Origin of the sequence: Streptomyces sp. NPDC097640 (genome assembly GCF_040302705.1) — a bacterium.
Lineage (GTDB): Bacteria > Actinomycetota > Actinomycetes > Streptomycetales > Streptomycetaceae > Streptomyces.
The window spans coordinates 148,531-171,795 of sequence record NZ_JBEOSB010000003.1; the positions used below are offsets into that span (position 1 = coordinate 148,531).

Here is a 23,265-nt window from a genome sequence, read left to right on the forward strand (position 1 = left end):
GCGCCCGGAATGGCCCACCGCCCCACCCTGTTATAGGAGGTGCGCCCCCGCCGCCACGACCCACCGACCGCCTCGACCCACCGATGTGGAGCCTAGGAGCCATTGATGTTGTTCAGCCGCCAGAAGTCCCACCTCCCCTCCGCCGAGGAAGCGCTCAAGGGCCGAGCCGAACCCGGATTCTCCGTCCCCGAGCGCCACACCGTCCTCGGCAACCCGCTGTCCGGCCCCTACCCCGAGGGCCTCCTGATCGCCGACTTCGGCCTCGGCTGTTTCTGGGGCGCCGAGCGCAAGTTCTGGCAGGCCCCCGGCGTCTGGACCACCCTCGTCGGCTACCAGGGCGGCCATACCCAGAACCCCACCTACGAAGAGGTGTGCAGCGGCCTGACCGCCCACACCGAAGCGGTCCGCGTCGTCTACGACCCCTCCGTCACCTCGTATGCCACCCTGCTGAAGCTCTTCTGGGAGTCCCACGACCCCACCCAGGGCTTCCGCCAGGGCAACGACGTCGGCACCCAGTACCGCTCGGCGATCTACACCCACTCCCCCGAGCAGCAGTCCGAGGCCGAGGCCTCGCGCGCCTCCTACCAGTCCGTCCTCACCAAGTCCGGCTACGGCGACATCACCACCGAAATCCTCCCCGCCGGCCCCTTCTACGCGGCGGAGGCGTATCACCAGCAGTACTTGGACAAGAACCCGGCCGGCTACTGCGGCATCGGCGGCACGGGCGTCTCCTGCCCGATCGGCGTCGCCAAGGCGGATGGCTGAGAGCCTGCCGCCAGACGTCTCGGCGACACTGAACGCGCTGCTCACCGGTACCGATCCGGTGAGCGGCGCGCTGCGTGCCCAGATCGCCCATACGCGTGTGGCCGGCAGGTGCGGCTGCGGCTGTGCGACGGTCGACCTGGAGGTGAACCGCGCGGCGGTGCCACCGGCCCCGGAACACGGGAACCCGGCCGTTGATGCCTGGTATGCCGTACCGGAGAACGCCGGGGCAATGATCTTCACGCAAGACGGGTATCTGTCGTTGCTGGAGATCTACTCCGCGTCGAGCGACCCGATCGCCGCTTGGCCCACGCCTTGCTTCGTCGAGCGCTGACGGGCCGGGCGCAGCGCCGCGCAGTTCGCCCACGCGGAAAGCTGAAGGGCTGCGAACTCACTCGTTCGGGCGATGTGGTCGAGCCCGCACTCGATACGCTGCTCCCAGGGATAAGAATCTCGCCCATGGGAGCAGCAATGACCACCTCCAGCGCCGGGCAGCCACTCATCCCTCAGCCCTCCGCCACCGTCACGGCCCTCCGCCAGGCCGTCGCGCAGATCGCCCCCGCCGCTCTGCCCTCCTTCACACGGGAGCTGGATCAGGCCGCCGATCGGTCCCGTCAGGCTTCCGATCTTTCCCCCCTCCAGCGGTTCATCGCTCAGTGGGCCGTCTACGTCCACATTCAGCGGCAGCCGAATCTCGCGAAAGAGTTCCGTCACTGGGAGGACACCGCCGAGACCGGCGATGCGACGCATGCCCGACGCGCCGCGTCCGCGATCGGCAAGATCCTGGACGACGCACACGCCGCGCTCGGCCTCCCGCCGCGGTGAGCACTGGTTGGCGCTGGGAGTACGACCCCGATCACGCCCACGTGGCAGGCGGCATCCCCGCTCACGTGGTGACCGAAGTGGAGCGCCTCGCAGGGCAGCTGACCGACCTGGCCGGAATGGGGGTCGATGTCAGCGACTTCGGCAACGGTCCCCGACCGGGCGGCCTGCGTCGCATGGACGCGGCGGGCGGTTGGACGTTGACGCGGTTTGGAGCGCAGCGCGTCGGCCTGCGCACCGCCTACGTCGCCCGCCCCGTCAGCGACCCGCCCGCCTCCTCGGACCGGTTCGACCTGTAGGCCGACGACCTGGCCGCCCAACTCGACACGGTCTAAGGGCTTGCCGGGCGCCGCCGTCGCTACCGCCTCGTGTGCCGGTTCGTGCATGGACCGCGCCCGCCTGCCCCATCAGCCGCCGTGGGCGCGGGCGCGGAGCGCCTTGTGGTAGTCGTCGACCGCTTCGCCGACATATTGCATGTGCTCTCGCATGTCCCAGTGCGTGCGTGCCTTCACGAGGGTCCGCAGTACGTAGTCGGGAGAGAACTCCCCCGCGAAACCGTCCGGGGCGTTGGAACGGATCATCGGTTCGTTGCCCGAGACCGAGTGGGGGTCGTCGGAGTGCTGGTACGTCCAGCGGCACGGCCAGAGCCGCAGTGCGGCCTCTCCGACGTACCTGATCGCGCCCGCGAAGAACTCGTCTTCGGGGGCCGCCTCCAGCGCGGCGGGGCCGTCGAAGCGGGCGAGTACGAGCCGTTCCAGCGCCGAGAGCGAGTCCAGGGAGTAGTCGAAGGGGAAGTCGTCGGGCAGGTGGGCCGTTCGCCAGCGGTCCAGTGCGGCGTCCATGGGGGCCAGCCAGGCGTCGAGGCGCCGGCGGGACTCCTCGCTCGCGTGGAGGCGGTCGTCCTCCACGTACCAGGCGGGCGTCTCGGGTTCCACCGCGGGCATCCCGTCACGCACCCAGTCGCCGAGCTCCACGGGCATCGGGAGGCCGAACTCCTCCAGGGCCTTGGCCTGTTCGGGGGTCAGCAGGAGCCACCAGGCGTCATAGGAGTCCTCGTCCAGCTGGTGGAAGCTCCGTGGGTCGTCGTTGCCGGGCACGAGGTCGGCTATGGCGTCGAAGGCGGCGTTCCAGTCCATGTAGCGGGTGTCGTCGGAGAGGTGTTCCGCCGGGTGCCATATCGAGCGGCCGTTGCGGCGGAAGTGCAGGTACTCTTCCCCGTCCTCGTCCTTCACCAGCTCGACGTCGTCGACGACCACCGAGCCGCCGGCGCACGCGGCCGCGTCGAACAGCAGCTCCGCGTAGCCGTCCTCGAGGTAGCCCAAGACCTTTTCGGGCGTCTGGAAGCCGAGGCCGCACTCGCCGACCAGGAACGTCAGCTCGCTGGTGTCCTCGAACTTCTCGTCGAGGTCCATGCCGATCGCCTCGGCCTCCGCCAGTCCGGTCGCGGCCTGCTCCTCCGTCGCGATGCCCAACCGGACCATGGTTTCCGCGAATTCACGGAGGGAGTGTGCTGTTGCGTCGCCCATGACAACACCCTCTCACGATGAACAATTCGTTTAAAATAGATAGTTGACATCAGGATGTGCGTCATCCCATCCTGATCTCATGTCAGCGACCCCTGAGCAGCACACCGACGACCCCTTCACGCCCCCGCGGCCCGAGCAGGCGCGCGCCCACCGTGTGTACGCGTCCCTGCTGCGCATCGCCGAGCGGCACGCCGCGACCGACGAGCAGCGCCGCCGGCAGGTCCATCCTTCGGTCATCGGGCCGCACGAGGCCGTCCGGCTGGTGTCGTTCCTGCTCAGCGGGGCCGCGCGGCCGGTTGACGGGGAGCCGGAGGTGGATCAGGCCGATATCACCGCCGCGTTGAGCCTGGTGCCGCTGGTGCGCGGGGAGATGGACGAGCTGGAGGTCGGGCTGCTCCAGATGGCGCGGGGGCGCGGAATGACATGGCAGGAGGTGGCCTTCGGGCTCGGGCTCGGGACTCCGCAGGCCGCTCGGCAGCGTTACGAGCGGCTGGCCAGTCGTGCCACGGTCGACCCAGCGCCTTAGGGGCGGGTCGCCACCAGGAGGTCGACCACGTACGTCTCCTCCACCATCCCCTCAGGGAAGATCGCGCCCAGGCGGCCGCGCTCCTCCGTGAGGAAGGCGCGGGTGCCGGCCTCGCCGAGGACGAGGAACGCCGAGTGGCTGCTGATGTTGGCGAGATGGGTGTCGAGGGGGACGGCTCGGCTCCAGCGCAGCTTGCGGCACGTAACGCTGAGACCCCCGAGGCCCGCGAGCTGGATGACGCGGTCGTCGTCGGGGCGCTCCTTGAAGTGGGACTTCACTCCGCAGTGGTGGGCGATGCGCTCGTCCTGCGCGGCGATCCACGGCACATCGAGGGCGCTGATGTTCCACCAGAGCGCGAGTGTGCCGCCCGGACGCAGCACGCGCAGCGCCTCCGGGACGGAGCGCCCGGTGTCGGTCCAGTGCCAGGACTGCGCGTAGGTGATCAGGTCGTGGGAGGCGTCGGCGAGCGGCAGGGCGTTGCCGTCGCCCCGGACGATCGGGACGTCGGGCAGCGTGCGGCGGAACTGGGCCGCCATGCCGTCACCGGGCTCGACGGCGATCACCTCCGCGCCGCGCTCGCGCAGCAGGACCGTCGCGATGCCAGTGCCCGCGCCGACGTCGGCGACGCGGGCGCCCGCGAGGGGGCGGTCCATGAGCCGCTCGACGGTGTCCAGGAGCGCGGGCGGGTAGGAGGGGCGGTTCGCGGCGTACTGGGCGGCGGCCGCGTTGAACGAATGGGCACGCGAGTCGGCGGTCATCCGTCCATCCTCCTCCCCCACCACCACCGCACCGACGCGACGCCCGGTGTCAGCTCGCGGCCGCGCTCTCCGCCCGCGACAGGGCGATGTCGAGGACGACCAGCAGCGCGTCCCGGACCGAGCCCCGCTCCCGGGCGTCGAAGACGATCAGCGGCACGTGCTCGGAGACGTCCAGCGCCCACCGCACCTCGTCCAGCTCGTGCTGCACCTCGCCGTCGAAGGCGTTGACGGCCACGGCGAAGGGGATGTCCTTGTGCTCGAAGTAGTCCACCGCCGCGTAACAGTCGTCCAGGCGGCGGGTGTCCACGATCACCAGGCCGCCCAGGGCACCCTCGACCACGTCGTCCCACATGAAGCCGAAGCGGTCCTGGCCGGGGGTGCCGAACAGATAGAGCTTCAGCGTGGGGTCGATGGTGATGCAGCCGAAGTCCATGGCGACCGTGGTGGTGGTCTTGCCGGGGGTGTGCGTGAGATCGTCCACGCCCGCCGCTACCTCCGTGATCGCGGCCTCGGTGGTCAGCGGCCGGATCTCGGAGATCGAGCCCACGGCCGTGGTCTTGCCGACCCCGAAGCCGCCGGCGATGACCAGCTTGACCGGCAGCGGCGGCTGTTCAGCTGCTGTCGCGGAGTATGCCCCGGGAGTCGGGGACGGCACGGAGCCCATCGATAACCCTTCGCAGTACGGAGATGTCCTGGGTCGCCCTGGCGTCCGGCACATGGACCGCCAGATGGCCGGCGGTGCACAGATCCCCCGCCAGCACCCGGACCACGTTGAGGTGCAGTCGCAGCCGGGCGGCCAGTTCCGCCACCGACTGCGGGCGCCGGCAGGCGGCGACGAGGTCGTGGTGTTCGAAGGTGAGCGAGTGCAGGGCGGAGAGCCCCGACGAGGTCGCCACGACCTGGGCCTCGACCGGGAGCGACGGCGCGGCGCCACTCCCGGACACCCGGCCGGCGGTCAGCAGGAACGGCCGGACCGCCGAGGGGCGCCCGGCCGACTCCGGCCGGTCCCACGCGCCGTCCGCTGACTCGTGCGGTACTGATTCACCGGCGGCCATCACGATCCCCTTCCGACATGCCTGTGCCCTGTGCCCCGTGTGGTGGGACGGGTCAGCCGGACGGGGTGGCGCCGGCGCTCTTCTTCAGCTCCAGCACCAGCTGGGGAGTGAGCGCGGCCCCGGCCCGGTTGGCGAACAGGGCCATCTCATAGGCGATATTGCCCAGCTTCGCCTCCTTCGAGGCCACCACGCCGAGCACGGCGCCGCTGCCGATGGCCGACACCAGCACATGGCCGCCCTCCAGGTCGATGATGACCTTGTTGAGGCCGCCGAGGCCGTAGTTGCCGGAGGCGCCCGCGGCGAGGCTGGTGATGCCGGACACGATCGCGGCGAGCCGCTCCGAGTCGGCCTGCTCGCGCAGTTGGGAGACAGCGATCAGCAGCCCGTCGGAGGACACCGCGATGGCGTCCACCACACCGGCGGTCTCGCCGGCGAACCGGTCGAGCAGCCAGGTGAAGTCGGCCGCGGCGGCCCGCAGATCGGTGGGTTCCGTCCGCTCCTCGGAACTGCCGTTATCTGTCGGCGTGGTCACTGCCCGACCCCTTCCTGGTGCTGTGATGGTGGGACGGAGCCGGCTCCGTCGGGGTGGCGGCGCTGTCCTGCTCGGCCTTGCGTACGGCGGCCTCGAACTCGTCGAGTTCGGTACGGACCGCCTCGGCGTCGACGGGCCGGAGCTCGGCCGGGACGACCTGGGCCGCCGGGGTGGTCTTGGTGAGGGTCGCTCCCCGCACCCGCCTGCGCAGCGGCCGGGAGGACGGTGCGGAGAGCGGTGCGGCGGAGGTCGGCTGTGTGGCGTCGGCGGCGGCCCCGGGGGTCCGTTCCGTCGCCTTACGGGTCGGGATGCGCCGGGGCAGCCCGCCCGGCCCCGACGGCGCGGCGGAGGCGGAGGTCCGCACGGGCTTGGTCAGCGGGTCCGGCCTGGCGGGGAGTTCCGACACGGTGCCGACCGCGGCGGCGTCCTTGCCCGCGCCCTTGCCCGCGCCCTTGCCGGCGCCCTTGCCCGCGCCCTTCGCCGCGGCCGCCGGCGCGTCCGTGGCCGGTGCCGGGTCCAGCGGGCTGACGGTGAGCAGCAGCGGGGCCGGGATCCAGACGGTGCCGGTGACGCCGCCGCCGGGGGTGCGGCTCAGCTCGACCCGTACCCCCCAGCGCCGGGCCAGGGTGCCGACCACGAACAGGCCGAGCACCTTGCTCGGTACGAGGTCGAGCCGCTCCCGGTGGACCAGCCGGACGTTCTCCTCCTCGAGCCGATCCGCGCTCATCCCGAGGCCGTGGTCGATGATCTCGATCAGCGCCCCACCGGCCGAGGTGATGTCGGTGCCGGGCCGGACGACCACCTCGACGGGGATGTGGGACGGGGAGAACGAGACCGCGTTCTCCAGCAGTTCGGCGAGCATCAGCGTCAGGTCGCCGGTGATGTCGGGCGCGACCGTGATGTCCGTCTCGGACCGCAGGGACACCCGCTGGAATCCCTCGATCCGGCCGAGGCCGGCCCGGATGACGTTGGCGAGGGTGGTCGGCCGGGCCTCGACGTCGGCCTCCCGGATACCGGCCAGCAGCATCAGGCTGTCGGCGTTGCGCTGGAGGCGTACGGCGATGTGGTCGATGCGGTAGAGCCGCTCCAGGACCTCGGGGTCGGTCTCCTCGCGCTCGACGGAGTCGATCAGCATGAGCTGGCGCGAGGTCAGGTTGGAGACGCGGCGCCCGACGTTGCCGAACATCTCGGCCACGTTGCGGCGGCTCAGCACCTGCCGCTCCAGCAGCGCCGCGGCGGTGACCTGCACCTGGTTGAAGGCCTCGGCCAGGTCGCCGATCTCGTCGCGGACCGGGACGGGGATCGGGTGCGGGCGCAGCGGGGCGCGCTCCGCCGACTCGTCGTACTCGACCCGGGCGAGCTCCTCGCCTGCCACGTCGACCACCTCCCGCGCGGCGCCGGTCAGCCGCTCCAGGGGGCGTACGACCGAGCGGCGGACCAGGACGGCGAAGGTCAGCCAGACGACGAAGCCGAGGAGGGCGAGCCCGAGCATGGCCAGCGCCTTCTCCAGGGCGCTCTTGGAGAGGCTGTCGGCCTGGTCGGCGATCTGCCCGATGAGCGACTGGGTGATGTCGAGACGGGCCTCGGCCTGCCGGGTTCCGGTGGCCATCACCTTGCGCAGCTGCTCGGGCGACTGGCCCTGAAGGGAGCTCGGATCGATCTGGAGCTCCGCGAACTGGTCGGCGATGCCGTTCTGCTCGGCGTTGCGCTCGATGCCGCCCAGGGCCAGGACCTGGGCCGGGGTGGCGATCCTGCTGAAGCGTTCCGCCTGGTACGCGTACTCCGCGTGGGCGCCGACCGCCCGCGTGTACTCGGTGAGGGCGTTGGCGTCCTGGGTCTGCGCGGAGAAGACCCCGCTCTCGAAGGCCGCGTGGGCGGCGTCGGCGCGCAGCACCGCGTCGAGCAGCCGGGTGACCGAGGACGACGAGGCGGCGGCGGCGGAGTGGTCGAGCCCGATGCCGTCGATCAGGTAGTCGACCGCGGAGGCGTACGCCGGGCTGATGTTGGAGGCCGAGAGCGAGCCCCGCTCGACCTTGTCGCGCAGCACGGACAGGCCCCCGACGTACTCGAGCGCCTGCTCCTCCTCCTTCGGCAGGCCCGACCCGAACGCCGAACGCACGGCGGCGGCCTGCTCGTCGGTCCGGCGCTGCGCCTTGCGGTAGGCGTTGGTCGAGGGCAGGGCGGTGCCGGGCCGGAGGGCGTCGTGCTGCACGGACAGCAGCAGCGCCTGGCGGTGTTCGGCCTGGACCTCGTTGATCAGCGCCGCGACCCGCTCGCTGTCACGCACCTGGTCGGCGAGGCGCCCGGCGTCCTGAGCCTCGTTCACCTGGCCGGTGACGCCGATGGCCAGCAGCACGCCGACGACCGCCACGGGCACGATGACCAGGACGTTGATCTTCCGCCGGAACGGCCATCGGTCGAGGAGGGCCCCGGCCCTCCGGCCGGACCGCGGCGTCGGCGGCGCACTGTCGGACGAGTCGGCCGAGTCGGCCGAGTCGGACGAGTCGGCTTCCGGCGACGGGTCCACCGTGTCCACAGACACCCGGCCTCCTTTCAAGGGCTTCTGAGCGGTGACCGAGGTGTGGTTGGTGCAGACCGCCGACGTCCGGGGGAGCATGACGCGCTCAGCTCACGGGCGCGCACGACAGCACACGCCCGCGTGCGAGCGATGGAATCGCGCCACAGTCCGACCGGCGGTGAACACTACCGCTTGCAGGGAAGCGCGCAAGGCATAGGCGATTAAGACCAGGAAACATGGGCTTTCTGCGGCATTTGCCCACCGAAAAGCCGCGCTTGACGGCACTTTGAACGCCCTTCACCGGACGCCCCGGGGGCGGGTGGCCCGTACCCTGTCTTCCCCCCACCCATACGCTGCTTTCCGCCATCCCGAAGCCGTAGCCCCCTCTTGCCCGCGAGGAGACCCGTGCACCCCACCCGCAAGGCGGTCGCGACCGCCGTCGCGCTCCTGGCCGTGGCCACCGCCGCCGGCTGCGACCCGGACTCCGACACCAATGTGTCCGGATCGGGCTCCTCCAAGCCCGGCTGCCCCACCGTGCTCGCCAAGGCCAAGAAGGCCGTCGAGAAGGCCGAGGACGTGGACGTCCCCTGGACCGGACCCACCACCGGGCCCAAGGCCGTGCGCGGCAAGACGATCGTCTTCATCGCCCACACCCTGGCCAACCCCGGCCCCGCCGGAGTCGCCCAAGGCGTCGAGGAGGCCGCCAAGGTCGTCGGCTGGCACTCCCGGACGATCAACGGCAAGGGCACCACCGCCGGCGTCAAGGCCGCCTTCGAGGAGGCCTTCCGGATCAAGGCGGACGGCATCGTCATCAGCGGCTTCGGCCCCGAGATCGTCCCCAAGGAGGTCCGGCGGGCCAACGCGGCCGGCATCCCGGTGATCGGCTGGCACGCCACCGTCGCCCCCGGCCCCAGCAAGGACCCGGAACTCTTCAGCAATGTGACATCCAGGGTCGAGGACGTCGCGAAGATCAGCGCCGACTGGATCATCGCCCGGTCCAACGGCCGCGCGGGCGTGGTCGTGTTCACCGACACCACGTCCGACTTCCCCAGGAACAAGTCCGAGCTGATCAAGAAGGAGCTGGCCACCTGCTCCGACGTCAAGCTGCTCGACTACAGGAACATCCCCATCCCCGAGGCCAACAGCCGCTCCATCAAGGAGGTCTCGGCCCTGCTCAAGCGCTTCGGGGACCAGTGGACCTACTCCGTCGCCATCAACGACCTGTACTTCCGCCACGGCGCCCCCGCGCTGCGCGCCGCGGGGAAGGCCGGCGACGGCGCCCCGTTCAACATCGGCGCGGGTGACGGCGACCCGTCGGCCTTCGAGCGCGTCAACCGCAAGCAGTACCAGGCCGCGACGGTGCCCGAGCCGCTCTCCGAGCAGGGCTGGCAGATCGTCGACGAGTTCAACCGCGCCTTCTCCGGCCAGCCGGCCAGCGGATACGTCGCCCCCGTGCACATCACCACCGCCGCCAACAGCGGGGGCGCGCTGTCCTGGGACTCCGAGGGCTACCGCCAGGCGTACCACAAGATCTGGGACCGCTAATCAGCGTGGCGTGGGCGCCTCCGCGGGGAGCAGCCCCACGGCCTTGAGCTCGGCCCAGAAGGCGGGCGGAATCGGATGCGCGAGCAGTCCCGCGCTCTCGGCGATCTCGTGGGGCGCGCGGGCGCCGACCACCACGGTCACGACCGCGGGGTGCCCCAACGGGAACTGGAGCGCGGCGGCCAGCGGCGGCACCGCGTGCCGGTCGCACACGGCCCGGATCGCCCGTATCCGCGCGCCCAGTTCGGGGGGAACGCTCCGGTAGCCGTGCGGCGCGCCGGGGCGGGGGTCGGCCAGCAGACCGGACTGGAAGACGCCGGCCGCCATGACGGCGACGCCGCGCTCGGCGCACAGCGGCAGCAGCTCGGCCAGCCCCGAGTGGTCGAGCAGCGTGTACCGGCCGGCGAGCAGCACGCAGTCGGGGCCCGGTGGCGGAGCCTCCCGCAGGAAGCGGGCCGCGACGTCGGCGTGGTTGACCCCGAGCGAGAGCGCGCCGATGACGCCGGCGCGGCGCAGCTCGGCCAGGGCCCGGTAGGCCTCGGTGACGGCCGTCGGGTAGTCCTCGTCGGGGTCGTGGATGTGGAGCACGTCGACCCGGTCGAGGCCGAGCCGCTCCAGGCTCTCCGCCGCCGAGCGCAGCACCGCCGGGTAGGTGTAGTCCAGGCGGGGCCCGACGCCCGGCGGAGGGTCGGCCCAGATGGGCTGGGTGTCGGGCCCGCCGGGCTCGATCAGCCGGCCCACCTTGGTGCACAGGACGTACTGCCCGCGCGGGCGCGGCGCGAGGGCGGCTCCGGCGTGCGCCTCGGAGCGCCCGTATCCGTAGACGGGAGCGGTGTCGTAGAGCCGTACGCCGAGCTCCCAGGCGCGGTCGAGGGTGGCGGCGGCCTGCGCGGCGGGTACGGGGGCGAAGAGGCCGCCGATGGAGGCCAGCCCGAGCCCGAGGCGGCTCACCGACAGCCCGGTACGCCCCAGTGGCACCATGTCCCCCGCGTCCAACCCCGTTCCCCCCCGCCCCTGTCCGGCGGATCTCGGCGCCTGCGGCTGCCCCGCGGCGGAGCCGCACATGGGTACAGCTCCCCCACCCCGCCCCTTCCCGAAACCGGGGCTCCGCCCCAGACCCCGGGGGTCCAGGGGCAAAGCCCCTGCCACGGCACCGATGTGCGGCTCCGCCGCGGGGGTGCTCACCCTCGGATTCCCGGGGTCTGAGGGCGGAGCCCCAGTTGAGGGAAGGGGCGGGTAGGGGAGAGAACCCGCCGAGGTCACTGGGGCGTGGCGCCGTAGCCGGCCATGGGCGGGGCGTAGGACGGGACCGTGGCGGCGAGTTGTACGCCGGGCGCCAGGCCCAGCGCGACCAGCGCGTCGGGCAGACCGCGGCCGGTGCGCGCCGCTTCCCAGGTGCCGGGGAGCGCCAGCGGGCGGCAGCTCGCGGCGATGATCTCGAACAGCCGCTGGACCCGGCCCGGTCCCCGGGGCGGCAAGTGGCCCCGGAAGTCCTCGTGGTGGGCCAGGACGAGGGCCGCGAGCCCGGCGACATGGGCCGAGGCCGGGCCGGTGCCGTCCAGCGCCGCGTAGTCGCCGCGCGCCGAGCAGGACAGCACCGCCACACCGGGCGCGGCGGCGTCGACCTCGGGGCCGTACGCGCTGAACCGCGCCGCGAACAGGCCCTCCGGGGTCAGGGGCGGGCCCGCGTGGGTGGCCTGGGAGGTGTCGGGCGGGTACGAGCCGAAGGCGCCCAGCGCGCCGACGGTGAACACGGTGGGCAGCGAGCCCGGGAAGGCGACCGGCCCGCCGGAGTCGCCCGCCGGGGCGACGCAGGCGACGCCCGCGGCGTGGGCGTCGGCGAGCTTGCGCGCGACCAGCGCGGAGGAGTACGGGGTGGCCACCGCGATATGGGCGATGTCGACCTCGGTCTCGATGCAGTGGTCGAGCGCGGCGATCAGGTCGCTGAAGCGGCCGCCGGGCAGCACCCGGCAGGCCTCGATGCGGGCGTCGACAGCGATGCCGATGACGCCGGGGCCGGTGTCGGCGGCGGCGATCACGCCGGCCGCGTGGGTGCCGGTGCCGATGGCGTCATGGGCCCAGCCCCGTTCCGTACCGCCGACCGGATCCACCCCGGAGCGCACCCGGTCCTTCAGATCGGGGTGTTCGGCGGCCACGCCGGAGCCGATGACCGCGACCTTCACGCCGAAGCCGCGGAACGTGGGCGGCAGCCGGTCGAGCCGCATGGCCTGCTGGCCCCAGCCGTACTGCTGCCGCTCCTCAAGGCCCGGGTAGGCCTTGGTCAGCGGGGTGAGGGTGACCAGGTTCTCCTGGGTGGCGGACAGATCGGGGCGGTGGATCCAGCGGTCGACGTAGCCGCTCGCGGGGCGGACGTACAGGGCCTGGAGGGACTGCGCGGTCTCGGTGGCCAGCGCCAGCCGCGCCGTCCCGTCGGCGCCGGTGATGCCCTGGACCGGCCAGGACGCCCCGATGAGGAACACCCCGGCGCCGGCCAGCGGCTCCTCGTCCGGGCCGCAGACGCGCAGCGTGATCTCCACGGGCGCGTCCAGCGGGGCGACGAGCCCCGGGTCGGGCAGCGGCATCAGCCCCGCCACCGGACCGGAGGCCGCGCCCGCGCCCGCGCCGTTCAGCGGAAGGTCGGGCTCCACATGGACGTGCACGGACCGCATCGACGGCACCTGCTCCTCGGCCGCCTCCACCACCGCGATCTCCGGGCAGCAGGCGGGCGGCCCCATCGGGTCCGGCTCGCCCGCGGCCCGGAGCCGGCGGACCACCGCGACCTCCGGCATCCGGCCCAGCCGCTCGCACACCGTGTCCATGTCGAGCGCGGCCACGCCGGGCGGGAGCAGGTGCTGGGGCAGCGGCGTCACCAAGTACCGCTCGCGGCGCGGCCGCACCGCGACGGCGCGCCTCGTGCTCTTCTTGCGCGGCCCCTCCTCCTTGCCCGCGCGGGCGGGCTGGTTCGCGCTCCCGGATCCGCCGTCGCTGTCGTTCTCGGGCCTGTTCTTGAGCATCACGTCCACCTTCACCACACCCACGTCGTCCTCGCGCTCCTGATCCGGCGACCGGGGGCCGCGCCCCCACGGTGATGCGGTGTGCTCGGGAACCGCTCCCGGCACACCGCACCGCGTCAACCCGGGCTGCGTCAGCCGATGCCGTACGGCTGCTGGCCCATCTGGCCGAAGCCGAAGCCCGGCTGCTGGTACTGCTGGTACGGCTGCTGGCCGAATCCCTGCATGCCCATGCCCATGCCCGGTTGGCCCATCCCGGGCTGGCCCATGCCCATGCCCATCCCCGGCTGGCCCATGCCCGGCTGCATCCCCATGCCCTGCTGGCCCATGCCCTGCTGGCCCATGCCCTGCTGGCCCATGCCGATGCCCTGCTGCTGGATCAGCGTCATGACCGCGATCGGCAGCGCCTGCTGCACGGCCTGCTCGACCGCCTGCCGGATCCCGCTGCGCAGCGAGTAGTGCAGCGCCATGGCCATGTAGGGGTGCGCGTGCTGCCCCATGCCCTGCTGGTTCATCTGCTGGAGCTGCTGGACGGTGTGCTGCATGCGCTGGGCGATCTGCTGACTCGCCTGCTGGCATGCCTGCTGCATCGCCTGCTGCACGATCTGGCCGAGCTGCTGCTGACCCATCTGGGGCCCTGTCTGTTGCAGGGGTTGGGCGCCAGTCATCACCGACATGGATCCTCCACACGACGACATAGACGAGGAAGGACACCGGGGCGACACGCCCCGTATGCCCTATTTGTTACATTTACGCTAAGTCGGTGTCCGGAGCGTGCGCAATCGGAGACGGTCCGTCAGCGGCGGTCAGCGCTCCAACGCGGCCAGCGCCGCGCGCACCTGGGGCAGCGCGTCCTCCCCCACCGGGCGCAGCACGACCGTCTCCGCGCCCGCGTCCCACAGGGCCCAAACCCGCTCGGCCGCGGTGGCGGCGTCGCCCGCCGCGAGGAACACCTCCTCGCGCGGGATACCGAGCCATTCGGAGTACTCGTCGCGTACGGGCGCGGAGGCCGTCGCCACGTGCTCGGGGTCGTCGGCCACACACAGATGGGTGAAGACGATCAGTTCGTGCGGCCGGTCGGCGCCCGCGGCGGCGCGCCCCTTCGCGATATGGCCGAGCGCGGCGGCGATCGCGGCCGGCCCCTGGCCCTCGGCCATGACCGTGCCGTCGGCGGCGCGGCCGGACAGCTCCAGGGAGCGCGGGCGTACGACGCCCGAGACGATGCGCGGGGGCTCGGCGGGCGGGTGGACCAGCCGTACGCCGTCGATGTGGACGGTCCGGCCGTCGAACGTGGCCGTCTCACCGCGCAGCAGGGTGCGCACCACCGTGATCGTCTCTTCGAGCAGGGCGAGCGGGGTCGGGGACGCGGCGCCGACCTGCGCCATCCACTCCGGCACGCCGTGCCCGACGCCCGCGATGAACCGGCCGGGGAACACCCGGGCCAGGTTGGCCAGTTCCATGGCCAGCAGCGCCGGGTTGCGCAGCGGGGCCGGGAGGATCCCGATCCCGACGCGCAGCCGCTCGGTCGCCGCCAGCGCGAGCGTCGCCGAGCCGATCGACCCGGTCCAGCCCAGGTCCTCGACGACCCACAGGTCGTCCGCCCCGTACTCCTCCACCGCCCGCGCGAACGCGGGCAGTTCCTCCGGCTTGCGGCCCCGGTCGAACATCACGCCGACGCGGGGGCGCGGCGAAGCCTCGTTGATCATCGGGTCATTGGTCATCCGGCCAATGTAGGCGCCGCGCCAGGGCGGGAGAAGAGGATCACGGGCCGGTGGCGCGGCGGGGCGCGGGCGCGGCGGCTCAGTCCGTGATGCCCAGGTCCTCGCGCATCACGCGCCGCATCGCCGAGAGCTTCGGCTCGGCCTCCTTGAGCTCGGTCAGCGCCGCGGCCGCGGTCTCCCCCTCGCGCGCCAGGCCCCGGTCGATCCGCTTGGCCATGGCGTCGACCCCGGCGAGCACGGTGTTGAGGTCGCGGGACGCCTCCAGGACCCGCTCGGGCACGATCATCTGCGCCTGGGCGTAGCAGTCCCGGTACTCGCGCCTGGCCTCCTCAAGCCCGCCGCGGTCCTCGTCCGTGTAGACGCCGTCCCTGATCCGGTGCAGGGCGTCCTTGAGGAGGGTGTGGAACTGCCGGGAGGCGCGGTTCATGGCCGTGTACGCGGCCCGGCGCTCCTCGAGGTGGCGCCGCCGGTCCTCCACGCGCGCCTCTTCGGCGCGCTGCCGCGCCGTCATCCGTTGTTGCAGCAGCGGGGCGAAGAGCGTGCCCAGGACGCCGACGACGGCGGTGAGCATCGCTGCTATGACGGCGGTCACTCCGCCGACCCTAGCCGAGACACCGCTGAGAACATCTCGGGTGTGTTCACAGTCACCGGCGAGTTCGAGATCCATCTGACGGTCCGCCCCGTCACGGGGACGGCGGACCCGGACTCCCCCGTTCCGTACCGCGCGCTGGAGCGGTACGCGGCCGACCGCGCCTGGAAGTTCGCCCATATCGTCCTCGACCGGGGCCGGGTGCCCTCCCAGCCGATGCTGACGCTGCGCGCCGACGGCACGCTGACCGCCGCCCGTTCCGCCGCCGATGACGCCGCGGCCGGGCTGGCCGGCGCGGGCTTCACGGTCGTACGGACGAAGGTCGAGGCGACGCCGTGGGCCGAGGGGGTGCCGGTGTCCGACGAGGGCGGCCGGGCCCTCGGCCCGCGCTACTACTTCGAACACCACATCAAGCTGCTCCTGGACGCGGCCGAAGACACTGCCGACGACACTGCCGACGACACGGCCGGGCTGCTGCCGCTCGTCGGCGCCCACGCCGCCCATCTCTCCCGCAACGCCCGCCGGATACGGAACGACGGGCGCGCCGAGCGGTTCGTCACCCAGCGGTGCCGCCTGGTCGGCCGCGACACGGCGGGCCGCCGACTGGAGGCGCTGGCCGCCGCCCTGCGCGCGGACGGCCGCGAAATCGTGTCGATGGAACGGGAATTCGTCGTGTATGACAGCGACGAGGGCCTGGACGCGGGCTGGATACCCGAGGAGGAGGCAGCGAGATGACAGAGGCAGCGTCGGCATCGGAGTCATCGTGGACGGCGTTCGGCTGGGGCCCATGGCCGCAGGACGGCACCGTTCCCCAGGAGGAGCTGACCGAGGCGACCGCCGAGCAGATGCGTCTGCCGAAGTCGCTGCGGCCCGTCCTCGGCGAAGGCGTGCTCCAGCGCCCGGTGTTCGACCCCTCGATGGCCCACCACGCCCGGGCGATGCGGCCCGGCGAGCCGCAGTTCGAGGACGCGGAGGCCGGCCGCCGCTGGTACGCCGCCCGCCGCCGCGCCACCGATCTGGTCCTCGCCGCCGTCGCGGAGTCGCCGTGGGCCGAGCATCTGGTGCTGCGCGGCAGCGTGCTGCTCAAGGCCTGGTACGGCGAGGCGGCGCGCGAACCCGGTGACCTGGACTTCGTCGTGGTCCCCGACTCCTGGGAGCTGGCGGACGAGCGTACGGACCGGATGCTTGACGGCATCGCGCGCGCCGCCGACCTCGGCTCCCGGCGCGCGGGCGGGCCGGTCCGCATCGACTCCCGGGGCGCGGTCGGCGACGAGATCTGGACGTACGACCGCGTTCCCGGCCGCCGTCTGGTCATCCCATGGACGTCCGGGGCGGACGGGGTGCCGCCGGGCACGGTCCAGCTCGACTTCGTCTTCAACGAGCGGCTGCCCGCGCCCTCCGCCGTCACCTCGATCCCCCGCCGCACCGGCACCGAGCCCCCGATCCGGCTCCACGCGGCGACGCCCGAACTCTCCCTCGCCTGGAAGATCCTGTGGCTGGAGTCGGACATGCACCCGGAGGGCACGGACCTGTACGACGCGGTCCTGCTGGCCGAATCCACCGAGCTGCCCTTCGAGCTGCTGCGCCAGGTGTTCCAGGGCGTCGAGAACGGCCACTACGAGCGGAATCCGGTGCTCCTGGAGCAGATCGGGAAGATCGAGGCGAACTGGTTCGAGTTCTCGAAGGACCATCCGCACCTCAAGGACCGCCACGGCGAGTACCGCGCCCGCCTCCTCAAGGCCCTCGCCCCCGCCTTCGCCGCCCTCGACGACGGCAGCGGTGAGTCCGCCGCATACCTGGAGCGGGCGGCCTGGCTGGCCCAGTGGACCCGGGACTGCGGGCAGATGCTGGCGGACTCCGGCATGGACGCGGTCCAGGAGCACCTGCTCGACCGGTATGTGCACGCGGAGAACGCCATCGTGATCACCCGCGAGCTGCTCGGCCGCGCCGACTGCGAGATCGTGGACGCGGCCGAGACCGTCTACGCGTTCCGGTCGTTCAGCCGCAAGGCGAACGACCTGCGGGAGTACCTCGGCGACCCCGTCGAGGCGTCACGGAAGCTCACGGGAGAGCGGTGAGTTCGTGACTTCGCGGTGAGTACGAGACACGGGACACGCCGACACCACGGCGTGTCCCCGTCTCATGTCCACCACAGACTCAAGGCCTTGCGCCTACGCCCCCAGGATCGTGGTCAGGAACTCCCCCGTCCACGCCAGCAGATCCCGCCCCACCAGCGGCTTCCCGCCGATCCTGGCCGTCGCCGGCCGGGGCACCAGCACCTGCCTGGTCGCGGATTTGATCACCGACCGCGGATAGAGCCGCCCCAGCCGCAGCTCCTGCGACTCGCGCAGCTCGACCGGACCGAAGCGGATGTTGGAGCCCTGGAGCGTGATGTCGCCGACCCCGCAGGCCCGCGCCAGCAGCCGCAGCCCCGCGGCCAGCAGGAGGTTCTCCACCGGCTCCGGCAGCTTGCCGTAGCGGTCGGTCAGCTCCTCGCGGACGTGGCGGATGTCCTCCTCGTTCGACGCCGAGGCGATGGCCCGGTACGCCTGGAGCCGCAGCCGCTCGCCCGGCGCGTAGTCGTGCGGGACATGCGCGTCGACCGGCAGCTCGATCTTGACCTCGAGCGGGGCCTCCTCCGGCTCCCCGCCGCCCGCCTCCAGCGAGGCGCGGTAGTCGGCGACGGCCTCGCCCACCATGCGCACGTACAGGTCGAAGCCGACGCCCGCGATATGGCCGGACTGCTCACCGCCGAGCAGATTGCCCGCGCCGCGGATCTCCAGGTCCTTCATCGCCACATACATGCCCGCGCCCATCTCGGTGTGCTGGGCGATGGTGGCCAGCCGCTCGTGGGCGGTCTCGGTCAGGGGCTTCTCGGGCGGGTAGAGGAAGTACGCGTATCCGCGCTCGCGCCCGCGCCCGACGCGGCCGCGCAGCTGGTGCAGCTGGGAGAGGCCGAAGTTGTCGCCGCGCTCGACGATCAGCGTGTTGGCGTTGGAGATGTCGATCCCGGACTCGACGATCGTCGTCGAGACGAGTACGTCGAACTTCTTCTCCCAGAAGTCGACGACGACCTGCTCCAGCACGGTCTCCGCCATCTGGCCGTGGGCGGTGGCGATCCGCGCCTCGGGGACGATCTCGCGCAGCCGCGCCGCCGCCCGGTCGATGGACTCGACGCGGTTGTGGATGTAGAAGACCTGGCCCTCGCGCAGCAGCTCGCGCCGGATGGCCGCGCCGATCTGCTTCTGCTCGTACGGGCCGACGAAGGTGAGCACCGGGTGGCGCTCCTCCGGCGGAGTGGTGATCGTGGACATCTCGCGGATGCCGGTGACCGCCATCTCCAGGGTGCGCGGGATGGGGGTGGCGGACATCGTCAGCACGTCCACATTGGCCCGGAGCTTCTTCAGCTGCTCCTTGTGCTCGACGCCGAAGCGCTGCTCCTCGTCCACGATGACCAGGCCCAGGTCCTTGAACTTGGTCTCGGCGGAGAAGAGGCGGTGGGTGCCGATGACGATGTCGACCGAGCCGTCCCGCAGGCCCTCCAGGACCGCCTTCGCCTCGGTGTCGGTCTGGAACCGGGACAGCGCCTTGACGACGACCGGGAACTGCCCGTACCGCTCACTGAAGGTGCCGAAGTGCTGCTGCACCAGCAGCGTGGTCGGCACCAGCACGGCCACCTGCTTGCCGTCCTGCACCGCCTTGAAGGCCGCCCGCACCGCGATCTCGGTCTTGCCGTAGCCGACGTCGCCGCAGATCAGCCGGTCCATCGGGACCGACTTCTCCATGTCCTCCTTGACCTCGCCGATGGTGGTCAGCTGGTCCGGGGTCTCCGCGTACGGGAAGGCGTCCTCCAGCTCGCGCTGCCAGGGGGTGTCGGCGCCGAAGGCGTGGCCGGGCGCGGCCATGCGGGCCGAGTAGAGCTTGATCAGATCGGCCGCGATCTCCTTCACCGCCTTCTTCGCGCGCGCCTTGGTCTTGGTCCAGTCGGCGCCGCCCAGGCGGTGCAGGCTCGGGGCCTCGCCGCCCACGTACTTGGTGATCTGCTCCAGCTGGTCCGTCGGCACGAACAGCCGGTCGCCGGGCTGGCCGCGCTTGGCGGGCGCGTACTCGACGACCAGGTACTCGCGGGTGGCGCCCTGGACGGTGCGCTGCACCATCTCGATGTAGCGGCCGACGCCGTGCTGCTCATGGACGATGAAGTCGCCCGCCTGGAGGGTCAGCGGGTCGATGGTCTTGCGGCGCCGGGCCGGCATCCGGGCCCCGTCCTTGCCGGCCGCCTTCTGCCCGGACAGATCGGTCTCGGTCAGCACGGCCAGCTTGAGCGCGGGGTCGATGAAGCCGTACTCGATCGAGCCGCAGGCCACATGCACCACGGACGGCTTGATCGCGGCGAGGTCGCCGTCCAGCCGCGCCGCGATCCCCTCGCCGCCCAGCACCTCGACGGTGCGGGAGGCCGGGCCGTGGGCCTCGGTCACATACACCGTGTGCCAGCCGTCGGCCAGCCACCCCTTGGTGTCGGCGAGCGCGCGGGCGGTGTCGCCCCGGTAGCTCTCGGGGGCGCGCATGCCCAGCTTGAGGGTGTCTTCCTCGATGTCCTCGTCGGTGGCCGCGAAGGGGCTCACCGACCACCACATCATGCCCAGCTCGCGGGCCCGGTCGCGGACGTCGGCGATGCTCCACAGCGAGGCGGCGCCCACGTCGATCGGCGCCTCGCCGCCACCGGCGGTGGCCGCCCAGGACGCCTGGAGGAACTCCTGGCTCGTCGCCACCAGATCCGCCGCCCTGGTCCGCACCCGCTCCGGGTCGCAGACCACGGCCATGCTGCCCGCCGGCAGCACGTCCAGCAGCAGCTCCATGTCGTCCACGAGCACGGGCGCGAGCGACTCCATGCCCTCGACCGCGATCCCCTCGGCGATCTTGCCCAGCAGCTCGCCCAGCTCCGGGTGGTCCTCGGCGAGCGCCGCGGCCCGCTCCCGCACCTCCGCGGTCAGCAGCAGCTCACGGCAGGGCGGGGCCCACAGCCCGTGCTCGGCGACCTCCAGGGATCTCTGGTCGGCGACCTTGAAGTAGCGGATCTCCTCGACGTCGTCGCCCCAGAACTCGATCCGGAGCGGATGCTCCTCGGTCGGCGGGAAGACGTCCAGGATCCCGCCGCGCACCGCGAACTCGCCGCGCTTCTCGACCAGCTCCACCCGCGAGTACGCGGCGGCCGCCAGCCCTTCTGTGATCTCCCCCAGATCGGCGCTCTGCCCCGACCGCAGGCTCACAGGCTCCAGGTCCCCAAGACCCTTGACCTGCGGCTGCAACACGGACCGCACCGGCGCGACCACCACCGACACGGGGCCCGTCGCCGGGTCGTCCTGGCTCGGGTGCGCCAGCCGCCGGAGCACCGCCAGTCGCCGGCCGACCGTGTCGGACCGCGGCGACAGCCGCTCGTGCGGCAGCGTCTCCCACGACGGGTACTCCACCACCGCGTCAGGCGGCAGCAGCGACCGCAGCGCCGCCGCCAGATCCTCGGCTTCCCGCCCCGTGGCCGTCACCGCCAGCACCGGCCGCCCGGCGGAGCGCGCCAGCGCGGCGACGGCGAAGGGTCGGGCGGCGGGCGGGCCGACCAGGTCGACATGGTGCCGCCCGCCGTTGGCGGCGGCCTCGACCGCCTCGGCGAGCGCGGGGTCCCGTACGACGGCGTCGAGCAGACCGGTAAGGCTCATAAGGGGCTATTCCATCCCGGAGGCGAACAACGCGAATGGCCCGACACGTCTCACGGGCCGGGGGTCTTCCAGAGTACGGCCCCCCGCCGACAACGTCCGCCGGGTCCGGCGACGGCCCGGGCGCCACCCCTACCACACCCGCGGACTGTCCGCACATGCACGGACGCGTCGGGTCACTCTTGCGGCACTACGGCGCCATGCCGACGCACCACATCCGGCCCTCGTGGACACGGCATCGATCACGGGCCAGGGGAGCAACATCCAACCACGCACAGTGACGTGCACAGTAGTGTACAGTTCTGCACATGTCTGATGTACTGCCCATGACGGAGGCCCGGGCCCGGTTCGGGTCACTTGTCCGCCGCGCCTCCCACTCCCGCGAGCGCATCACCATCACGGATCACGGCCAGCCTGCGGCCGTGCTGATAAACCCCCAGGAACTTGCGGATCTGGAGGACGCACTGGCCTTGGCCGAATACCGAGCCAGCCAGGCAAACGGCACCTTCGTCGGGATCCCCCATGAAGAAGCCCGCAGGCGACTGGGGCTGGAGCAGGATTGAGCTATCAGATCATCTGGCGGGAACAGGCGCTGAACACCGCAGCCCGTTTCCTCAAGGACGACCCGGACGGGCTGCGGCAGGTCTTTGCCTCCGTCGATCTTCTTGCCGAAGAACCGCGCCCGCCCGGGGCCGCCGCATACGGATCCCCCGACCTCCGCCGTTTACATGTCGGCTTCTACCGAATCATCTACGAAATCACGGACTCGACCGTGACGATCGTGATCATGAATCTCGGTCGCATCGCCTGACCCGCACGCGAACACCCAGCCGAAGGGTCAGCCGTGCCGCACGGGTACGGCTGCTACTTTTCGGCGGGTTGGCTTGCGAGGTGATGGACAGCCTGCGAATCCAACAGCATCCGCCCCCGGCGTCAGCGGCCACGCCCCGCCCCCGGATCCTCCGGCCCTCCCACCCAGTACTGCACCGCCTCCCACGCGGAGAAGCCGGCCTCGGCGGCTCGCCAGACACGGTGACTCAGAGCCACTTGATGATCGCGACAGCGATCAGCGCGGCAATAGCCCCGAGCCCACCGAGGACCGCGAAGCCCGCCGCGATCTTCACACTGGCCGGTTGGGCTTCCCGCCAGCCCAGATCCCCGGCCGCGCCCCGGATCAGGCCGTGCCCCTCGGCGGACGAGAAGGTGTACTCCTCGGAGCCGTCCAAGGAGCGGTACGAACTCCGGGACAGACTCCGGCCGACGAAAACCGCCGCGCCCAGCCGCACTCCGCCCAAGCCCGCCTCGTACTCGACGGTGCGGACGACATCCGTCAGCGTGTAGATCTTCTCCTGCGGGCGCAGTGCGACGCGGTACGTGTACACCTGTCTGACCCGGCGACGGGTCAGCAGCTCCTGCCACTGCGGGACGTCGACGTCCACGGTCAGGTCGAATCCCCGCTCCGTCCGGCACATCCGATACGGCGTGCCCTCGGCGGCCGTCTGGATACGGGCGTACAACTCGTCGGCAGCGCCCCCGCTATTGATTCTCGTCACGGCCACGCAGACTAACAACGCGCGGTGTGCCCCGTCGGGCGGATCAGGACCTCGCCGCCCAGGTGCTGCGCTTCCGCGCCGAGGCCAACCTTCGCAATGGCACGCCGGCCCATCGCCACGCCGGCATGCTCGCCACTCGCGCGCTGGAAGACAGCGCCGTGGAGGCGCGGACCCTTGTCGTCCGGGACCCGAGGGCCGTCGACAACGTCATGGGACTCCGGAGTTGGGCCCACACCGCCGCCACTCGCGGATACCTCGACGCGGCTGACGCGGACAGGTTCGTCGCCCAGTTCGATCGAGCGGTCAGCGCGGGCCGCTTCACCTACGCCGTGACGTTCTTCATCACCTCGGGGGTCAGGGTCGCCCACTGATCGCCTCAGCACGCGCGGCCTGCATGATCTTGCAGATCTCGCCCATGACCGCGCGCCACTTCGGGTGGTCCTTGTCGAGCGACTGGGCGGCGTCCTCGGCGGCACGCAGGCGCCGGGCCACGCCGGGGGAACGCTGGATCTCGATCACGGTGGCCCACTTGAGCTGGAACATCGCGATCGGCGCGAAGCTGTTGGACTCGGCGGCCATCGCGAAGATCGCATCCTGCTCGGACGTCATCTCCGCCATCCGGGAGGGCGCGACTCGCGCGAG

General features: G+C 71.9%; 25 protein-coding genes. 11 read left to right on the forward strand and 14 right to left on the reverse strand.

The genetic code is table 11. The features are described 5' to 3' along the window. Positions 1 to 105: 105 nt before the first annotated feature. From msrA to ABTY62_RS05070, 4 genes are all read left to right on the forward strand, one after another. Positions 106 to 765, forward strand: coding sequence for a peptide-methionine (S)-S-oxide reductase MsrA (gene msrA, locus ABTY62_RS05055; protein WP_352127972.1), 660 nt, complete (start codon positions 106 to 108; stop codon positions 763 to 765). Continuing rightward, on the forward strand, positions 758 to 1,096 hold the full coding sequence (locus ABTY62_RS05060; RefSeq protein WP_352127973.1) for a hypothetical protein: 339 nt from the start codon (positions 758 to 760) through the stop codon (positions 1,094 to 1,096). Before msrA ends, ABTY62_RS05060 begins: the two co-directional genes overlap by 8 nt. 137 nt (positions 1,097 to 1,233) lie before the next feature. Next, positions 1,234 to 1,587 (forward strand): DUF6247 family protein, encoded by a 354-nt coding sequence (locus tag ABTY62_RS05065; RefSeq protein ID WP_352127974.1) that lies wholly within the window; start codon positions 1,234 to 1,236, stop codon positions 1,585 to 1,587. Beyond that, entirely contained in the window at positions 1,584 to 1,883 is a 300-nt protein-coding gene (locus ABTY62_RS05070) for a hypothetical protein (RefSeq protein ID WP_352127975.1), read from the forward strand. The genes ABTY62_RS05065 and ABTY62_RS05070 overlap by 4 nt, the downstream gene beginning before the upstream one ends. Before the next feature lie 108 nt (positions 1,884 to 1,991). On the opposite strand, the gene ABTY62_RS05075 is transcribed toward ABTY62_RS05070, so the two are convergent. Next, entirely contained in the window at positions 1,992 to 3,110 is a 1,119-nt protein-coding gene (locus ABTY62_RS05075; RefSeq protein WP_352127976.1) for a hypothetical protein, read from the reverse strand. A 79-nt stretch (positions 3,111 to 3,189) separates the two neighbouring features. Here ABTY62_RS05075 and ABTY62_RS05080 point away from each other — a divergent pair, with 79 nt between their 5' ends. Beyond that, on the forward strand, positions 3,190 to 3,636 hold the full coding sequence (locus ABTY62_RS05080; RefSeq protein WP_352127977.1) for a DNA-binding protein: 447 nt from the start codon (positions 3,190 to 3,192) through the stop codon (positions 3,634 to 3,636). Here the strand turns inward: ABTY62_RS05080 and ABTY62_RS05085 are convergent. The 5 genes from ABTY62_RS05085 to ABTY62_RS05105 are packed head-to-tail and all read right to left on the reverse strand — an operon-like array spanning position 3,633 to position 8,517. Continuing rightward, positions 3,633 to 4,394, reverse strand: coding sequence for a class I SAM-dependent methyltransferase (locus tag ABTY62_RS05085; protein WP_352127978.1), 762 nt, complete (start codon positions 4,392 to 4,394; stop codon positions 3,633 to 3,635). The two genes, ABTY62_RS05080 and ABTY62_RS05085, sit on opposite strands and share 4 nt — an antisense overlap. 49 nt (positions 4,395 to 4,443) lie before the next feature. Next, positions 4,444 to 5,058 (reverse strand): GTP-binding protein, encoded by a 615-nt coding sequence (locus tag ABTY62_RS05090; RefSeq protein ID WP_352127979.1) that lies wholly within the window; start codon positions 5,056 to 5,058, stop codon positions 4,444 to 4,446. Further along, positions 5,006 to 5,449, reverse strand: a complete 444-nt coding sequence (locus ABTY62_RS05095; protein ID WP_352127980.1) for a DUF742 domain-containing protein — start codon at positions 5,447 to 5,449, stop codon at positions 5,006 to 5,008. Before ABTY62_RS05095 ends, ABTY62_RS05090 begins: the two co-directional genes overlap by 53 nt. Positions 5,450 to 5,501: 52 nt before the next feature. Then, positions 5,502 to 5,981: a roadblock/LC7 domain-containing protein gene (locus tag ABTY62_RS05100; protein ID WP_311726279.1), complete on the reverse strand. Its 480-nt coding sequence runs from the start codon at positions 5,979 to 5,981 to the stop codon at positions 5,502 to 5,504. Further along, positions 5,962 to 8,517, reverse strand: coding sequence for an ATP-binding protein (locus ABTY62_RS05105; RefSeq protein ID WP_502997410.1), 2,556 nt, complete (start codon positions 8,515 to 8,517; stop codon positions 5,962 to 5,964). The genes ABTY62_RS05100 and ABTY62_RS05105 overlap by 20 nt, the downstream gene beginning before the upstream one ends. 387 nt (positions 8,518 to 8,904) lie before the next feature. Between ABTY62_RS05105 and ABTY62_RS05110 the strand changes: the two genes are divergently transcribed. Then, on the forward strand, positions 8,905 to 10,044 hold the full coding sequence (locus ABTY62_RS05110; protein ID WP_352127983.1) for a substrate-binding domain-containing protein: 1,140 nt from the start codon (positions 8,905 to 8,907) through the stop codon (positions 10,042 to 10,044). On the opposite strand, the gene ABTY62_RS05115 is transcribed toward ABTY62_RS05110, so the two are convergent. The 5 genes from ABTY62_RS05115 to ABTY62_RS05135 form a co-directional block, all read right to left on the reverse strand. Next, positions 10,045 to 11,022 (reverse strand): aldo/keto reductase, encoded by a 978-nt coding sequence (locus ABTY62_RS05115; RefSeq protein WP_502997411.1) that lies wholly within the window; start codon positions 11,020 to 11,022, stop codon positions 10,045 to 10,047. 278 nt (positions 11,023 to 11,300) lie between these two features. Then, positions 11,301 to 13,055, reverse strand: a complete 1,755-nt coding sequence (locus tag ABTY62_RS05120) for a S8 family serine peptidase (RefSeq protein ID WP_352127986.1) — start codon at positions 13,053 to 13,055, stop codon at positions 11,301 to 11,303. 131 nt (positions 13,056 to 13,186) lie between these two features. Next, complete coding sequence (locus ABTY62_RS05125) at positions 13,187 to 13,681, reverse strand: hypothetical protein (RefSeq protein ID WP_352127987.1); 495 nt, start codon at positions 13,679 to 13,681, stop codon at positions 13,187 to 13,189. 177 nt (positions 13,682 to 13,858) lie between these two features. After that, on the reverse strand, positions 13,859 to 14,773 hold the full coding sequence (locus ABTY62_RS05130; RefSeq protein WP_352127988.1) for an LLM class flavin-dependent oxidoreductase: 915 nt from the start codon (positions 14,771 to 14,773) through the stop codon (positions 13,859 to 13,861). Between the two features lie 79 nt (positions 14,774 to 14,852). Next, positions 14,853 to 15,365: a hypothetical protein gene (locus ABTY62_RS05135; protein WP_352127989.1), complete on the reverse strand. Its 513-nt coding sequence runs from the start codon at positions 15,363 to 15,365 to the stop codon at positions 14,853 to 14,855. 42 nt (positions 15,366 to 15,407) lie between these two features. Between ABTY62_RS05135 and ABTY62_RS05140 the strand changes: the two genes are divergently transcribed. Both ABTY62_RS05140 and ABTY62_RS05145 read left to right on the forward strand, forming a co-directional pair. Beyond that, the gene (locus ABTY62_RS05140) at positions 15,408 to 16,097 is read left to right on the forward strand and encodes a hypothetical protein (protein WP_352127990.1); all 690 of its coding nucleotides are present in this window, start codon (positions 15,408 to 15,410) and stop codon (positions 16,095 to 16,097) included. Continuing rightward, a complete protein-coding gene (locus ABTY62_RS05145) occupies positions 16,094 to 17,440 on the forward strand; it encodes a nucleotidyl transferase AbiEii/AbiGii toxin family protein (RefSeq protein ID WP_352127991.1) in 1,347 nt (448 codons plus the stop codon). Before ABTY62_RS05140 ends, ABTY62_RS05145 begins: the two co-directional genes overlap by 4 nt. 93 nt (positions 17,441 to 17,533) lie before the next feature. On the opposite strand, the gene mfd is transcribed toward ABTY62_RS05145, so the two are convergent. After that, the gene (gene mfd, locus ABTY62_RS05150) at positions 17,534 to 21,073 is read right to left on the reverse strand and encodes a transcription-repair coupling factor (RefSeq protein ID WP_352127992.1); all 3,540 of its coding nucleotides are present in this window, start codon (positions 21,071 to 21,073) and stop codon (positions 17,534 to 17,536) included. Positions 21,074 to 21,378: 305 nt separating this feature from the next. Between mfd and ABTY62_RS05155 the strand changes: the two genes are divergently transcribed. Next, positions 21,379 to 21,633, forward strand: coding sequence for a type II toxin-antitoxin system Phd/YefM family antitoxin (locus ABTY62_RS05155; RefSeq protein ID WP_352127993.1), 255 nt, complete (start codon positions 21,379 to 21,381; stop codon positions 21,631 to 21,633). After that, positions 21,630 to 21,881 (forward strand): type II toxin-antitoxin system RelE family toxin, encoded by a 252-nt coding sequence (locus tag ABTY62_RS05160; RefSeq protein ID WP_352127995.1) that lies wholly within the window; start codon positions 21,630 to 21,632, stop codon positions 21,879 to 21,881. The genes ABTY62_RS05155 and ABTY62_RS05160 overlap by 4 nt, the downstream gene beginning before the upstream one ends. 226 nt (positions 21,882 to 22,107) lie before the next feature. On the opposite strand, the gene ABTY62_RS05165 is transcribed toward ABTY62_RS05160, so the two are convergent. Beyond that, a complete protein-coding gene (locus tag ABTY62_RS05165) occupies positions 22,108 to 22,623 on the reverse strand; it encodes a hypothetical protein (RefSeq protein WP_352127996.1) in 516 nt (171 codons plus the stop codon). A 26-nt stretch (positions 22,624 to 22,649) separates the two neighbouring features. Here ABTY62_RS05165 and ABTY62_RS05170 point away from each other — a divergent pair, with 26 nt between their 5' ends. Beyond that, a complete protein-coding gene (locus ABTY62_RS05170) occupies positions 22,650 to 22,994 on the forward strand; it encodes a methyltransferase domain-containing protein (RefSeq protein ID WP_352127997.1) in 345 nt (114 codons plus the stop codon). Here ABTY62_RS05170 and ABTY62_RS05175 read toward each other — a convergent pair. Then, positions 22,978 to 23,232: a hypothetical protein gene (locus tag ABTY62_RS05175; RefSeq protein ID WP_352127998.1), complete on the reverse strand. Its 255-nt coding sequence runs from the start codon at positions 23,230 to 23,232 to the stop codon at positions 22,978 to 22,980. The two genes, ABTY62_RS05170 and ABTY62_RS05175, sit on opposite strands and share 17 nt — an antisense overlap. Between the last annotated feature and the right edge of the window lie 33 nt (positions 23,233 to 23,265).